This is a genomic window from Azospirillum halopraeferens DSM 3675, assembly GCF_000429625.1.
Lineage (GTDB): Bacteria > Pseudomonadota > Alphaproteobacteria > Azospirillales > Azospirillaceae > Azospirillum > Azospirillum halopraeferens.
Genome location: NZ_AUCF01000041.1, coordinates 1 through 14,262 on the forward strand (window position 1 = coordinate 1; position 14,262 = coordinate 14,262).

Here is a 14,262-nt window from a genome sequence, read left to right on the forward strand (position 1 = left end):
CCGGGGTTGACCGTCATGATCAGCACCAGGTCCAGGTCGTCCAGGACGTAATCCAGGGCCGACAGGGGGGTGGAGGGGTTGAGCGAGACGCCGGCCTTCGCCCCCAGGCTCTTGATGAGCTGGATGGTGCGGTGCAGGTGCGGCCCGGCCTCGGCGTGGACGGTGACGATGTCGGCGCCGGCCCTGACGAAGTCGGGCACGTACGGGTCCACCGGCGCGATCATCAGGTGGACGTCGAAGACGCGCGCGGTGTGCGGGCGCAGGGCCTTCACCACGCCGGGGCCGATGGTGATGTTGGGCACGTAATGGCCGTCCATCACGTCGATGTGGATGTAGTCGGCCCCGGCCGCGTCGATGGCGCGCACCTCCTCCCCCAGCCGGGCGAAGTCGGCGGACAGGATGGACGGGGCGATCCTGATGGCGGCCATGGGCAATCTCCTGGTCTCGCTCCTGGTTTCGGGCGCGGCGTGAGATAGCACCTTTCCCCGTGATCGGGCAACGCGCCGTCGCGGCCGTGGCCCTCAGTCCTGCGCCGCGTGCTCCGCCAGGTAGGCGCGGCAGCCGGCGAGCGTCGTCAGGCGGGGATAGTCCAGTTCCTCCGCATGCAGGTCGAAGCGGGTTTCCAGCTTCAGGATGAAGTTGAGGAAGTCGACCGAGTCGAACTCGAACTGGTCGCGGAACGGCTGGTCGGGGTCGAGGGCCGACAGATCGGCGTCGGGCGCCACGGAGCCCAGCGCATCCAGGATGGCGGGATCGAAGGGGGAGGGGACGGCGGCCATGCGGGGTCTCTTCCGTTGGCGGTGGCGACGATGCATGCTGACTCTGCGCCGACCGTCGCCGGATCGGCGCACAAAAGCAAGACGCCAGGGGGAGGACACCCATGTCGGTGCGCGAACTTCAGGCGCTGTTCCGGCCCGGCGGCCTGGTCGTCGCGGGGGCGCCGGACGATCCTCTGGTGCGCGCCGTGCGCCGCAACCTGGCGCCGGCCGACGGCCGCCTGGTGGTGGCGGTGGAACGGCTGGACGAACTGACGGCCCTGCCGGAGCTGTGCGTGCTGGTTGCGGCGCCCGACCGCCTGCCGGGGCTGCTGGCCGAGGCCGGCCGGCGCGGTGCGCGCGCCGTGATCCTGGCGGGCGGCCATGCACCGGACGCGGCGGCCTGTGCGGCGCTGCGGACGGCGGCGCGCGGTGCCGGGGTGCGGGTCGTGGGGCCGGCCAGTTCGGGGATCGCCGTGCCGGCGCGGCGCCTGATTGCCGGCGCCTTCCACCGGCCGCCGCCCGCCGGGTCGGTGGCGCTGGTGGCCCAGTCGGCCACACTGGCCGGGGCGGTGGTGGACTGGGCCATCCGCCGGGACGCGGGCTTCTCCCATGTGGCGGTGCTGGGCGACCAGGCGGACGTGGGGTTCGCCGACGTCATCGACTATCTGGCGGGGCAGGCGGAGTGCCGGTCCATCCTGCTGGCGATCGACCGGCTGACCGACGCGCGGCGGTTCCTGTCGGCGGCGCGCGCGGCGGCGCGGCTGAAGCCGGTGATCGTGCTGCGCACCGGCCGCCATGAGGATGGGGACGGCGTCACCCCCGACGCGGTGTTCGACGCTGCCTTCCGCCGCAGCGGCCTGCTGCGCGTGCGCACCCTGGAGACGCTGTTCGATGCGCTGGGCACCCTGGCGTCGGGCGTGCCGATCCGCGGCGACCGGCTGGCCATCGTGGCCAACGGCCGGGGCATCGGCCGGCTCGCCGCGGACGCCCTGGGCGACCAGGTGTACGCCGGCGGCATCGGGCGACTGGCGCAGCCGGCGGGGCTGTCCAACCCCCTCGACCTCGACGAGGGAGCCGATGGCGCGGCCTACGCCGGTGCGCTGACGCGGCTGGCCGGCGACCCCGGGGTCGATGCGGTGCTGCTGCTGCACGCCCCCACCGCGCTGACCGGGGCCGGCGACGTGGCGCGCGGCATCGCCGCCGTCCTGCCGGAGGTGCGCACCCCGGTGCTGACGAGCTGGCTGGGCGAACGGGACGGCGAACGAGCGGCGTCCGACCTCGCCCACCACCATGTGCCGGTGTACGAGACGCCCGACCGGGCCGTACGCGCCTTTCTCCACCGCGTCCGCCAGCGCCGCAATCTCGACCTGCTGACCGAGACGCCACCCTCCGTTCCCGATGCGCCGCCGGCCGATGACGCGGCCGCCCGGGCGGCGCTGGCGGCGCAGGACGCGGTGCGGCTGCTGGGGGCGTACGGGGTCACCGTCGGAGGCCCGCCGCCGCCCGGCGTCGAGCTGACCCTGCGCGCCGCCGTGGACCCGCTGTTCGGCCCGGTCCTGTGGGCCGGCACCGTGGCGGTTCTGCCGCCGCTCAACCCCGCGCTGGCCCGCGAGACCTTGCTCCGCGTGCCGGCCCTGCGGGCGGCGGCGGAGGAGGAACGGGGCGCGGCGGTGGATGCGGCGGCGCTGCTGCTGGTCCGCCTGTCCCAACTCGTCCTGGAGCGGGAGAGTGTGGCGGACCTCGTGCTGGCGCCCGTACGTATCGGACCGTGCGGGGTGTGGGTGGGCGGTGCGTCGCTGCGCCGGCTGCCGCCCGGCGCGGTGCGGATGCCGCCGGCGATCCGCCCCTACCCGCGGGAGCTGGAGGCGCCGCTGGCGCTGGCCGACGGCCGCCGTTTCCTGGTGCGCCCGCTGGTGCCGGAGGACGAGCCGGCGCTGCGCGGCCTGTTCGCCCGCCTGACGGCCGACGAGATCCGCCTGCGCTTCTTTGCGCCGAAGGCGGAGCTCAGCCACGCCACCGCTGCCCGCATGACCCAGCTCGACTACGACCGGGAGATGGGGCTGGCGGTGGCCGAGCCCGGCCCGCCCGGTGCCGCCGCCCTGCACGGCGTCGTCCACCTGTCGGTCGATGCCGACGGGGAGCGGGGGGAGTTCGCCATCATGGTGGCCCACGACGCGGGCGGACTGGGGTTCGGGCCGGTGCTGATGCGCCGCATCCTGGACCACGCCCGTGCGCGCGGCGTCAAGGAGGTGTTCGGCGAAGTGCTGATGGAGAACCGGGCGATGCTGCGCCTCTGCCAGGCCCTGGGCTTCGCGCGCCGCTGTCTGCCGGAGGATCCCGGCGTCGTCCACGTGACGCGGGCGCCGTAGACCGGAACCGGCGGCGGGGACCGGGGTTCACACCGGGGAAGGGGCGGGTGCAGCGACGCCCGCCCCGGTGAACCGAGCGGAGCCCCCGACCATGGACATCTTCGAGCGCATCAAGAAGGACCACGACACCCTGCGCAGCCTGCTGGAGCGCGCCGGGAAGGGCGAGCCGGACGGTGCCTACGACGAGTTGCAGCGCGAGCTGTGGGCCCACGGCAAGGCGGAGGAGACCATCTTCTACGCCGCCCTGGAAAAGAGCCGTTCCGCCCGCGAGGAGACCGTCGAGGGGCTGAACGAGCACCACATGATCAACGGCCTGCTCGACGAGCTGAACGCCATGACGACCCGCGACATGGCGTTCCGGGCCAAGCTGCAGGTGCTGGGCGAACTGGTCCGCCACCATCTGGACGAGGAGGAGGAGGAACTGTTCGAGGAGGCCCGCGAGGCCATCGACGCGGAGCGCGCCCGCGAACTCGCTCGCCTGTTCGACGACCGCAAGTCGCACGCGCTGGCGGCGCTGAAACCGCTGTCGCAGGGATAGGCCAAAGGGCCGCATCCACATACGCCAAACGGTCTTGTCGCACCCCATACCCTGAGCAATCGTTGCAGCCGCACATGCCATGAGTTATACAACGGCGGTGCAGCATCGACGTTGGGGTGCGACATGGCGTCTGATAAAGAACATAAGGTTGCATTCGCGCTGGGCGGGATCGGCGGCTCGAACGCGCATGGAGTCGGATTCCTGCAGGCGGCCAGCGATCGTGGCGTCGAGCCGGACATGATCTCCTGCACGTCCGGGATGATCCACTGGACGTGGGAGTGGCTGACGCAGAAGAAGCGGGTCGAGGCCGGAACGGCCGCCCGGGTCGATCTCGGCGCCCTGGTGCAGCAGGCGGTGGACGCCACGCCCTACCGCGGCGCCCTGCTGCCGCTGAACTATTGGCTGGTCGCCATGCACGGCCTTGAGGGGGTGCTGGAACCGGCGTGGGCGGACTACATGCGCCGTCTCGTCGCGCTGCCGCCGCCGGCGACGCCGCAGGCCCTGCTGGACCGGCTGCTGCCGGCGCAGACCTTCGTGCCCGCCCGTCCGCCGGCGCATTTCGCGGCGATCGCCGACTGCTTCAACGAGGCGTCGATCCCCATCCTGTTCAACAGCTACGACCCCGCCGCGGGGATCGAGTACGTGCACGCCAACCCCGCCGGGCGCGCCATGCTCGATGCCCGGCGCAAGGCCCGCTCGGAGCTGACGGCGGACCGTACCACGGAGGAAAAGGCGCGGCTGCACGACAGCCTGCCCAGGACGGAGGAGGCCGATATCACCCCGCAGGCGGTGCGCGATGCCCTGTGGCTCACCTCCTACGGATTCGATGCCCCCGATCCGGCCTCCGCCGAGGGGCGGCGCATCGACGGCGCCTATGTCCGCCAGTTCATGCTGAGCGAGTTGTGCGACGCCGATACGATCTACATGGCGCGTCCGCAGGCCTACGGGTTCCGCGGCCGGCTGCCGCAGAACCAGTTCGAGGTCAAGGACCTGGAAACCGAGCTGTGGTTCAACGGCCCCTATGCCCAGCAGGTGGCCGCGATCGACTTCGTCAACCGGCTGGTCCGCCATGGCAAGCTGGGCGAGCCCTTCCGCGAGGTCACGCTGGTGCCGGTGGAGATCCCGGTGCAGCGCGGCTTCTTCAGCTACTTCTTCGAGGACATGACCGTCTTCGACACCGCCCGCGCCCTGTCCGACAAGGCGTTCGCGGCGGAGTCCTGCCGACGCGCAGGCACACCACCGGTCCGAATTGTCCTGGATTGAAGGAGCGGCCCGCATGAGCGTGGCCCTGCACACCGACGCACGGCGCGGCGGCGCCGACCTGTTCCTGGTGTTCCTGATCGTGGCGCTGGCGCCCATCGGCCAGATGGCCATCGACATCTACGTACCGTCCCTGCCGGTGATGGTGGAGCATTTCGGCACCACCCGGCCGATGGTGCAGCTCAGCGTCTCGCTGTACCTGGTGGCGTTCGCCATCGGACAGCTCATCTACGGCCCGCTGGCCGACGCGCTGGGCCGCCGGGTGGCGCTGCTGGCCGGCATCGGCCTGTTCCTGGCGGGTGGCATCCTGGCGGCCTTCGCCGGCTCCATCGAAGGGTTCATCGCCGCCCGCATCGTCCAGGGACTGGGCATCACCGCCGCGTCGGTAGTGATGAAGGCCATCGCCGCCGACCGTTTCCGCGGCGAGGACCTGGCCAACGTCATGACCTGGATGGTGGTGGCCTGGGGCATGGGGCCGATCGTCGCCCCGGTCATCGGCGCGTGGCTGCAGACGCTCTACGGCTGGGAGTACAGCCTCTACTTCCTCATCGCCTACGCGGCGGTGCTGCTGCTGGTGGTGGTGGTGCTGTACCGGGAGACCAATCCCGAACCGCGGCCCTTCCGGTTGCCCGACGTGCTACGCAACAGCCGCGCCATTTACACCGACCGCACGTTCCTGTTCGTCTTCCTGTCCATGGGGCTGAGCTATGCGGTGCTGCTCACCTTCAACCTGGTGGCGCCGTTCATCGTCCAGACCGTGCTGGGCCTGTCGCCGTCGGCCTATGGGCACATCGCCCTGCTGATGGGGGCCATGTACTTCCTGGGCGGCTTCAGCAACCGCCTGCTGCCGCGCCGGATCACCGTGCGCACCCGCTTCGCCGTGGCGTCCACCGTCAACGTGGTGGCGGCGGCGGCGATGGCGGGGCTGGCCGTGCCGTTCGACCTGAACCTGTGGGTGCTGGTGCTTCCCACCCTGGTGATGGTGTTTTTCACCGGCGTCATGTACCCCAACCTGATGGCCATCGGCGTCGGCCTGTTTCCCGCCATGGCCGGCCTGACCAGCTCGCTCCTGGGGTTCTCGCTTATGCTGTGCGCGGCGGTGGTGATGATCGGGGCGAGTTCTCTGCAGGTCGCCAGCCTGTTGCCCCTGGCGACGCTGTTCCTGGTGGTGGCCGCGAGCGTGCGCGTCCTGGTGCTGCGCACGCTGCGGTGACGACGGACGGGAGAGCCTAGAGCGTCGCTTCCACCGACGCCGCGGCCTCCTTCAGGATCTCGGCGCTGCGCCGCAGCGCCGCGGCCTCCGCGTCCGACAGGTGCGGCATGACCGTCTGCTGCACGCCGCCGGCGCCCAGCACCCGCGGCAGGGACAGCGCCACCTCCGGCACCCCCAGCACGTTGTCGTTGAGGATGGAGCAGGTCAGCACCGTCCGCTCATCCCCGGCGATGGCGTCCACCAGACGGGCCAGCCCGCCGGCGATGCCGAAGGCGGTGTGGCCCTTGCCTTCGATGATCGTGTAGGCGGCGCGGCGCACGCCCCGGTCGATGGCGGCGCGGTCGTCGTCGGTCAGCGGCCGGCCGGTCTGGGCGGCGAAGGTGTCGATGGGCATGCCCGCGGCATCGGCGCCCGACCACAGCAGAACTTCCGAATCGCCATGTTCACCCACCACGTGGGCGTGCACCGACTTGGGCGTCACGCCCAGACGTTCGCCGAGCAGGGCGCGGAACCGCGCGGTGTCCAGCACCGTGCCCGACCCCAGCACGCGCGACCGCGGCAGGCCGGAGATGCGGGTCGCCACCTGCGTCATCACGTCCACGGGGTTGCTGGCCACCAGCAGGATGGCGTCGGGGGCGGCGGCCAGCGCCCGGGGAATGATGGCCCCGAAGACGCGGGCGTTGCGCTCCAGCAGTTGCAGCCGCGTTTCCCCCGGCCGCTGCGCCACGCCCGCCGACAGCACCACCACGCCCGCCCCGGCCAGCTCCGGGTAATCCCCGTGGCGGACCACGGTGGGACGGGCGAAGGGGATGGCGTGGGCGATGTCGTGCGCCTGCGCCCGCGCCAGCGCCTCGTTCGCGTCGACCAGCACGATCTCGCTGGCCGAACCGGCCATGACCATGGCGAACGCGGCCGTGCTGCCGACGAACCCCGCCCCGATGATGCCGATCTTCATGCCACCCTCCTTCACTATCAGCGTTTACACCGGCAGGCAGATCCGGGCACGCAGCCCGCCGTGCGGGCTGTCGCCCAGCAGGATGTCCCCGCCGTGACCGCGCACCACGTCGCGGGCGATGGTCAGCCCCAGCCCGGCCCCGCCGGTCGCCTTGTTGCGCGACGCGTCCACCCGGAAGAACGGCTTGAAGACGTCTTCGCGCAGCGGTGCCGGAATGCCGGGGCCGTCGTCGTCGACGGTGATCTCCATCACGTTGCCCTGCCGCTGCGCCGCCACCCACACATGGTCGGCGTGGCGGCGGGCGTTGACCAGCAGGTTGGTCAGACAGCGGCGCATGGCGTTGGGGCGCAGCGGCAGCGACAGGCGGCCGTCCACCGCGAGTGTCACCGCGATGCCCTCACGCCGGGCGCCGTTGACCACTTCGGTCAGCAGACGGGTGAGGTCGGTCGGCTGCACCGCCTCCGTCCCCTCGCCGCGGGCGAAGGCGAGATAGCCTTCGATCATCGCCTCCATCTCGGCGACGTCATCCTTCAGCTCCTCCACCTCCGGGCTGTCGCCCAGCATGTCCAGGGCCAGCTTCATGCGGGTCAGCGGCGTGCGCAGGTCGTGGCTGACGCCGGCCAGCATCTCGGTGCGCTGGGTGATCTGACGCTGGATGCGCTCGCGCATCAGCAGGAAGGCGGCGGCGGCCTGGCGGACCTCCAGCGCCCCCTCGGGCTTGAAGTTGGGCACGTCGCGGCCCTTGCCGAACCCATCGGCGGCGACGGCCAGGCGGCGGATGGGGCGGATCTGGTTGCGCATGAAGACGATGGCGACGGCAAACAGCACCAGGGCCGAGCCGACCATCCAGAGAATGAAGATGTAGCTGGTCGGGCTGAACAGCCGCCGTTCCGGCGACATCACCGACAGCACGCCCGACGGGAGCTGGACGCGGATCTCGTACCACTCCCGCGCCACCCGCGAATCGATGGAGAAGGGACGCCCGACCCGCTCCGCCATGGCCTGGGCCAGCGTCGCTTCCAGCAGCCCCAGGCTGGGCCAGCGGCGCCGGGCGCGGAAGGCGTAGACTTCGTACTCCGGGTCCAGGATGACGCCGGGTTCCACGGTGACCACCAGGTCGGTGGTGCGGGCGGCCATGGTCAGGGTGCGCTCGATGCCCGGCGGGGTAGGGTCGCGCTCGATCTGCTCGATGATCATGGCGATGTCGCCGGCCACCGCGAAGGCCAGGCGGTTGGTCATGGTGTCCCAGTGGCGGTCGTAGAAGATCCAGGTCGCCACCGCCTGGGCCAGGATCACCGGGGTGACGATGATCAGCAGCGACCGGCCGAACAGGGTGCGCGGCAGATAGCGCTTCAGGCCGCGCGGCGGCGGGCCGGCGAGATCGCGCAGGCGCTGCGGTGCGGCATCGGCGTCGCGCAGCGCCGTCATCCCTCCGGCCTCAGCACGTAGCCCTCGCCGCGCACGGTGTGCAGGAAGCGCGGCTCGCGCGGGTCGGGCTCGATCTTGCGGCGCAGGCGGGTCACCTGGACGTCGATGGTGCGCACGTTGCCCGCGACCTTGCTGCGCTCCGTCAGCTCCTCGCGGGTGAAGACGACGCCGGGAGCGGCGGCGAAGACCCGCAGCAGGCTGGCCTCGGCCGTGGTGAGGCGGATCACCTCCTCGCCGTTGCGCAGTTCGTCCCGGTCGGGGTGGAAGACCAGCCGCCCCAGGCGGACCGGTTGCGCCGGCGGGTCGGCCGGGCGGGGGGCCTGGCGGCGCAGGATGGAGTTGATGCGCAGCACCAGCTCGCGCGGCTGGAAGGGTTTGGCCAGATAATCGTCGGCCCCGGCCTCAAGGCCGGCGATGCGGTCGTCCGGCTCGCCGCGGGCGGTCAGCAGCAGGATGGGAACGTCGCTCGCCTTGCGCAGCGACTCCGTCAGCTCCAGGCCGGATTCGCCGGGCATCATGATGTCGAGCACCAGCAGATCGAAGGCGAGCCCGGCAAGCTTGGCCCGCGCGTCCGCCGCGTCGCACGCGGTGGTGGCGAGGAACCCGTTCGACGAGAGATAGCGGCGCAGGAGTTCTCGCAGCCGCGTATCGTCGTCCACCACCAGGATGTGAGGCAGATCGTCGGTCATGGCGCGACTATAGCGCGCGCGCATGCCGCTCTAAGCAGGTTTTTCCAGTTCGGGCCTCGGGCCCGGCCGGGAAAAACCTGCGGACTCTATGGTTTTGCAGGTTTTCCGAGCCCGCCTATCCGTGGGCGGAGTTCGGAAAACCTGCTTAGCGCCTCACCCCGATCGCTTGACGGCGGCCAGCCGGGCCGCCGCCGCGGGCGTCGCGAAGCGGGTCCGGTCCTCCTCATCCAGCATGCCCAGCATCACCTTGCGGAAGCCCTCCACCGCCTCGGCCCCGGCCATGCGGTAGGCGCGGGCGATGCGCTGGCGCTGGGTCTCCGACAGCTCCCGTTCCAGGTCCACACCCTTGTCGGTCAGCTCCAGCAGGCGCTGGCGGCGGTCGCGCACACCCGTGGTCTGGTTGATGTAGCCCTGGCGGACCAGCTCCCCCAGCACGCGCGACAGGCTCTGTTTGGTGATCCGCAGGATCGCCAGCAGGTCCGAGACGGTGATCCGCGGATGGCGGCCGACAAAGTAGATGACACGGTGGTGCGCCCGGCCGAAGCCGAGCTTGGCCAGGATCTCGTCGGGTTCGGCGGTGAACTCCCGATACGCATAGAACAGCAGTTCCATGCCCGTGCGCAGTTCCTCCTCGCGAAGGAATAGCTGATTCACCCCTGCTTTTATGTCAGCCATGTTGACGTGATCGGTATGGAATGTTACCAGTGAGGCGGCGGTTGAGACATAATCGAACAAGCTGGTTCCGGCAACACACAACCGCGCGCCGGCCCGGAGCACTGTGAGGAAAAGCACCCATGGCCATCATCCCCTTCGACGACCGTGACGGCACGATCTGGTATGACGGCGCGCTGGTTCCCTGGCGCGAGGCGAAGCTGCACGTGCTGTCACACGGCCTGCATTACGCAAGCTGTGTATTCGAAGGCGAGCGGGTTTACAACGGCACCGTCTTCAAACTGACCGAACACAGCGAACGTTTGGTCCGGTCGGCGGAGATTCTCGGCTTTCACATTCCCTGGAGCGTGGCCGACATCGACGCGGCGACCGAGGCGGTGGTGCGTTCGACGGGTCTCAGCGACGCCTATGTCCGTCCCGTGGCGTGGCGTGGCAGCGAGATGATGGGCGTGTCCGCCCAGAACAACAAGATCCATCTGGCGATCGCCGCGTGGGAGTGGCCCAGCTACTTCACCCCCGAATCGAAGATGGCGGGCATCCGCCTGATGTGGGCGCCCTGGCGCCGGCCGGCCCCCGACACCGCCCCGGTCGCCTCCAAGGCGGCCGGCCTTTACATGATCTGTACCCTGTCAAAGCACGCGGCCGAGCAGCAGGGGTACCAGGACGCCCTGATGCTGGACTACCGCGGCCTGCTGGCGGAGGCCACGGGAGCCAACCTGTTCCTGGTCATCGACGGGAAGATCCACACGCCGACGCCCGACTGCTTCCTGGACGGCATCACCCGGCGCACGGTCATCGGCCTGGCCCGGGCCCGCGGCCTGGAGGTGATCGAACGCGCCATCCGCCCGGAGGAGCTGGCGGACGCGCAGGAGGTGTTCATCACCGGCACCGCCGCCGAGGTGACGCCGGTTGGTGGGATCGGCGAGCACCGGTTCACCCCCGGTCGGGTGTGCGAGGCACTGATCAGGGACTACGACGCCCTGGTCCGCTCCCCCGGGGCGTCCGCCGCCGCCGCGGCCTGAGCCACCCGGGGACAGGCGTACCGGAACGAAGACGGGAGGCATCCTGCGGTGCCTCGGAACGACGACGGGAGGCACCTTGCGGTGCCTCGGAACGACGACGGGAGGCACCTTGCGGTGCCTCCCTTTGTCGTCTCGGAGCGTCGTTGCCCGGGCTCAGCGTGCCCACCAGCCGCGGCGGGGCCGCTGGGGGGTGGTGTCGCCGGAGTCGGCCGCGGCCGCTTCCGGCTCGGGCGCCGCCGTGTCGCCGGCATCCGGCGTCGCCGGTTCCGCCGGCAGCGTGGCCTGCGGGGCTTCCGCGGCCGCGGCTGCCTTTTTGCGTGAGCGGGCCGGGGCCTTCTTCGGCTTCGGCGCCTCCTCGGCGGGTGCGGCGGATTCCGCCGGCAGCGTGGCCTGCGGTGCTTCCGCCGCGGCGGCTGCCTTCTTGCGCGAGCGGGCCGGGGCCTTCTTCGGCTTCGGCGCCTCCTCGGCGGCGGCGGGCTCGGTCACCGGCAGGTCGGCCTGCGGGGCCTCGACCGGCTCCGCTGCCTTCTTGCGCGAGCGGGCCGGAGCCTTGGCCGCCTTGACCGGCTTGGCCTCCGCCTTGGCCTCCGCCGGGGCCGCCTTCGCGGCAGCGGCCTTGGCCGGAGCCTTGCGGCGCGCCTTCGGCTTGGCCTCCGCGGCGGCGACGGGCGGCGTTTCGGCGGCCGCCTCGGGTTCAGCCTCCGCGTCTGCCGCCGCCACGTTCGCCTCTTCGGCGACGTCCGCCTCCACCGGCGCGTTGTCCTGCGCCGGGGCGGTGGGTTCGTCAGCGGCCGGGGACTCGCCGGTCAGTATCCAATCGAAGTCGATCGGCTCCAGGTTTGCGGCCGGGGCGGGTTCCGGGTTAGCCGGCTGCGGCACGCCACCGGCAGCCTCCGCCTCTTCCCCTTCGCCGGCGGTCTCGCCGGGCAGCCCCTCTTCACGGCGGGCCCGGCGCCGGCCGCCCCGCTTGCCGCGGCGGCGCTTCTTGCGTGCGGCGTCACCCTCGGCGTCGTCCTCACCGGCGAATTCGGCGGACTCGCCCTCCTCCCCGTCGCCGGTCGCAGCCTCGTCCGGAGCGGCGGCTTCGGCTTCGCCCGGCGCGTCGACGAACTCGCCTTCTCCGGCGGCTTCGGCGGCCTCGCCCTCGCCGGGCATGCCGGTCCGGGTCTCCGGCCCCTCGCGGTCGCGGTTGCGGCCACGGCGGCGCCGGCGGCGGCGGCGGCGCTCCTGATCGCCGGTCTCACCGGCTTCGGCGGTCGCCTCGCCCGGCTCCTCGGCGGTCTCGGCCTCCTCGCGGGCCTCCGTTTCGGCCTCCTCGGCCTCGGCGGCGAGTTGGCGGTCGGTCTCGGCCATGACGCGATCGGCGCTGACCAGCGGCCCACCCTCGTCACCGGCCTGGCGCGCCTTGACGCGTTCGAGCCGCAGTTCCGGCGCGATCAGCGTGTCGTCGGCCTGGACCTGCACGCGGAAGCCGTACTTGGCTTCGATGCGGATGAGGTCGTTGCGCTTCTGGTTGAGGATGTACAGCGCGATCGCCGTCGGCACGGCCACCGTGATCTCGGCGGAGCGCTTGCGGATGCCCTCCTCCTCGATGGCGCGCAGCACGTGCAGGGACGAGGATTCCACCGAGCGGATGACGCCGGTGCCGGAGCAGTGCGGGCAGCGCTCGAAGTTGGTTTCCAGCAGCGACGGGCGCAGGCGCTGGCGCGACAGCTCCATCAGGCCGAACGGCGAGATGCGGCCGAGCTGGATGCGCGCCCGGTCGGTCTTCATCGCCTCCTTCAGGCGGCGTTCGACCGCGGCGTTGTTGCGCGACTCCTCCATGTCAATGAAGTCGATGACGATCAGACCCGCCAGGTCGCGCAGGCGGAGCTGGCGCGCCACCTCCTCCGCCGCTTCCAGGTTGGTCTTGAACGCCGTCTCCTCGATGTTGCGCTCGCGCGTCGACTTGCCGGAGTTGACGTCGATGGCGACCAGCGCCTCGGTCGGGTTGATGACGATGTAGCCGCCCGAGCGGAGCTGCACCACCGGGCTGTGGATCGCGTCGATCTGGCCTTCCACCTGATAGCGGTGGAACAGCGGGATCTGTTCGTTCCGATAGAGCTGCACCCGCTTGGTGTGGGTCGGCATCAGCATGCGCATGAAGTCGCGCGCGGTGTTGAAGCCGGTCTCGCCCTCCACCCACATCTCGTCGATGTCGTCGGCGTAGAGGTCGCGGATGGCGCGCTTGATCAGGTTTGCCTCTTCATAGATGAGGCAGGGCGCGCTGGACTTCAGCGTCTGCTCGCGGATGTCGTCCCACAGACGCAGCAGGTATTCCAGATCGCGCTTGATCTCCTGGCGGGAGCGCTCCAGGCCGGCGGTGCGCAGGATGACCGCCATGCCGTCGGGAATGTCGAGGTCGGAGAGGATCTCCTTCAGCCGCTTGCGATCCGCCGGGTTGGTGATCTTGCGGCTGATGCCGCCGCCGCGCCCGGTGTTGGGCATCAGCACGCAGAAGCGGCCGGGCAGCGACAGGTAGGTGGTGAGGGCCGCACCCTTGTTGCCGCGCTCCTCCTTGGTGACCTGGACCAGCATGATCTGCCGGCGCTTGATCACTTCCTGGATCTTGTAGGAGCGCAAGGGGCGGGCGCGGCGGCGGCGCGCATCCTCGGCGTCGTCGCCGCCGACCACGTCCAGGTTCTCGCCGGCACCGGGGGTCGGGGCCGCGCCGGTTTCGTCGTCGTCGCCGTCGGGGCCGGCGATGGGCGACGGCATGGGAGAGACGCGCTCGCTCAGCTCGTCGGGCTGGATCGCGTCGGCCAGGGTGGCGCTGCCGCTGCCGCCCACCTCGCTGTCGTCACCGGAAGCCGACCCGGCGTCGGCGAAGTCGCTCTCGCCTTCACCCTCGCCGGTGGTGTCGCGGCCGCGCTCGTCCGCCTCGTCGGGGGACTCGTCGGCCTCGCGCTCGGCGCGGGCCTCCGCCTGCTCGCTCAACCGCCGCTCCTCGGCCAGCAGCGCCTGCCGGTCGGCCATCGGGATGCGGTAGTAGTCGGGGTGGATTTCCGAGAAGGCCAGGAAGCCGTGGCGGTTCCCGCCGTACTCCACGAAGGCCGCCTGCAGTGACGGTTCGACCCGTGTCACCTTGGCGAGGTAGATGTTACCCTTGAGCTGCTTCCTGGAGGCGATTTCGAAGTCTAGGTCTTCGAGCTTGTTTCCATTGAGCACGGCGACCCGGGTTTCTTCCGGGTGCGTCGCGTCAATCAGCATTCGTTTTGTCATTCAAGATCCCCATGACGCGCCCGGCCAGTCCGCGCGACCGACGGACGGGGCGAAGCGTCATCGCTCTGGCGAAGCGTGCGGCGCCGGCAACGGGGCA

12 protein-coding genes are annotated in these 14,262 nt (G+C 71.1%); 5 read left to right on the forward strand and 7 right to left on the reverse strand.

The features are described from left to right. Positions 1–428: ribulose-phosphate 3-epimerase (locus tag G472_RS0123590; protein ID WP_029010347.1), on the reverse strand; the 428-nt coding region annotated here is incomplete at its 3' end. Positions 429–521: 93 nt separating this feature from the next. Next, complete coding sequence (locus tag G472_RS0123595; RefSeq protein ID WP_035693555.1) at positions 522–779, reverse strand: acyl carrier protein; 258 nt, start codon at positions 777–779, stop codon at positions 522–524. Between the two features lie 101 nt (positions 780–880). Between G472_RS0123595 and G472_RS0123600 the strand changes: the two genes are divergently transcribed. The 4 genes from G472_RS0123600 (at position 881) to G472_RS35230 (ending at position 6,138) form a co-directional block, all read left to right on the forward strand. After that, on the forward strand, positions 881–3,127 hold the full coding sequence (locus tag G472_RS0123600) for a bifunctional acetate--CoA ligase family protein/GNAT family N-acetyltransferase (protein WP_029010349.1): 2,247 nt from the start codon (positions 881–883) through the stop codon (positions 3,125–3,127). A gap of 91 nt (positions 3,128–3,218) precedes the next feature. After that, on the forward strand, positions 3,219–3,665 hold the full coding sequence (locus G472_RS0123605; protein WP_035693557.1) for a hemerythrin domain-containing protein: 447 nt from the start codon (positions 3,219–3,221) through the stop codon (positions 3,663–3,665). 237 nt (positions 3,666–3,902) lie between these two features. Next, positions 3,903–4,928, forward strand: a complete 1,026-nt coding sequence (locus G472_RS0123610; RefSeq protein ID WP_029010351.1) for a hypothetical protein — start codon at positions 3,903–3,905, stop codon at positions 4,926–4,928. A 13-nt stretch (positions 4,929–4,941) separates the two neighbouring features. After that, entirely contained in the window at positions 4,942–6,138 is a 1,197-nt protein-coding gene (locus G472_RS35230) for a multidrug effflux MFS transporter (RefSeq protein WP_051341190.1), read from the forward strand. 16 nt (positions 6,139–6,154) lie between these two features. Here the strand turns inward: G472_RS35230 and G472_RS0123620 are convergent, their stop codons facing one another. The 4 genes from G472_RS0123620 to G472_RS0123635 all read right to left on the reverse strand — a co-directional run bounded on the left by G472_RS0123620 (position 6,155) and on the right by G472_RS0123635 (position 9,885). Continuing rightward, the gene (locus tag G472_RS0123620; RefSeq protein WP_029010352.1) at positions 6,155–7,093 is read right to left on the reverse strand and encodes an L-lactate dehydrogenase; all 939 of its coding nucleotides are present in this window, start codon (positions 7,091–7,093) and stop codon (positions 6,155–6,157) included. 24 nt (positions 7,094–7,117) lie between these two features. After that, on the reverse strand, positions 7,118–8,521 hold the full coding sequence (locus G472_RS0123625; RefSeq protein WP_029010353.1) for an ATP-binding protein: 1,404 nt from the start codon (positions 8,519–8,521) through the stop codon (positions 7,118–7,120). Beyond that, positions 8,518–9,210, reverse strand: coding sequence for a response regulator (locus G472_RS0123630; RefSeq protein WP_029010354.1), 693 nt, complete (start codon positions 9,208–9,210; stop codon positions 8,518–8,520). Before G472_RS0123630 ends, G472_RS0123625 begins: the two co-directional genes overlap by 4 nt. 153 nt (positions 9,211–9,363) lie before the next feature. After that, a complete protein-coding gene (locus G472_RS0123635; RefSeq protein ID WP_029010355.1) occupies positions 9,364–9,885 on the reverse strand; it encodes a MarR family winged helix-turn-helix transcriptional regulator in 522 nt (173 codons plus the stop codon). 119 nt (positions 9,886–10,004) lie between these two features. Here G472_RS0123635 and G472_RS0123640 point away from each other — a divergent pair, with 119 nt between their 5' ends. Further along, positions 10,005–10,904 (forward strand): branched-chain amino acid aminotransferase, encoded by a 900-nt coding sequence (locus tag G472_RS0123640; protein WP_029010356.1) that lies wholly within the window; start codon positions 10,005–10,007, stop codon positions 10,902–10,904. Positions 10,905–11,057: 153 nt separating this feature from the next. Here the strand turns inward: G472_RS0123640 and G472_RS0123645 are convergent, their stop codons facing one another. Beyond that, on the reverse strand, positions 11,058–14,165 hold the full coding sequence (locus tag G472_RS0123645) for an Rne/Rng family ribonuclease (RefSeq protein ID WP_029010357.1): 3,108 nt from the start codon (positions 14,163–14,165) through the stop codon (positions 11,058–11,060). Between the last annotated feature and the right edge of the window lie 97 nt (positions 14,166–14,262).

What these genes read in the sequence shown, in the direction of transcription:
- G472_RS0123625 (WP_029010353.1), bottom strand. Translation starts at nt 8,521, where the DNA reads ATGACGGCGCTGCGCGACGCCGATGCCGCACCGCAGCGCCTGCGCGAT.
- G472_RS0123630 (WP_029010354.1), bottom strand. Translation starts at nt 9,210, where the DNA reads ATGACCGACGATCTGCCTCACATCCTGGTGGTGGACGACGATACGCGG.
- G472_RS0123640 (WP_029010356.1), top strand. Translation starts at nt 10,005, where the DNA reads ATGGCCATCATCCCCTTCGACGACCGTGACGGCACGATCTGGTATGAC.
- G472_RS0123605 (WP_035693557.1), top strand. Translation starts at nt 3,219, where the DNA reads ATGGACATCTTCGAGCGCATCAAGAAGGACCACGACACCCTGCGCAGC.
- G472_RS0123635 (WP_029010355.1), bottom strand. Translation starts at nt 9,885, where the DNA reads ATGGCTGACATAAAAGCAGGGGTGAATCAGCTATTCCTTCGCGAGGAG.
- G472_RS0123600 (WP_029010349.1), top strand. Translation starts at nt 881, where the DNA reads ATGTCGGTGCGCGAACTTCAGGCGCTGTTCCGGCCCGGCGGCCTGGTC.
- G472_RS0123595 (WP_035693555.1), bottom strand. Translation starts at nt 779, where the DNA reads ATGGCCGCCGTCCCCTCCCCCTTCGATCCCGCCATCCTGGATGCGCTG.
- G472_RS0123645 (WP_029010357.1), bottom strand. Translation starts at nt 14,165, where the DNA reads ATGACAAAACGAATGCTGATTGACGCGACGCACCCGGAAGAAACCCGG.
- G472_RS35230 (WP_051341190.1), top strand. Translation starts at nt 4,942, where the DNA reads ATGAGCGTGGCCCTGCACACCGACGCACGGCGCGGCGGCGCCGACCTG.
- G472_RS0123610 (WP_029010351.1), top strand. Translation starts at nt 3,903, where the DNA reads ATGATCTCCTGCACGTCCGGGATGATCCACTGGACGTGGGAGTGGCTG.
- G472_RS0123620 (WP_029010352.1), bottom strand. Translation starts at nt 7,093, where the DNA reads ATGAAGATCGGCATCATCGGGGCGGGGTTCGTCGGCAGCACGGCCGCG.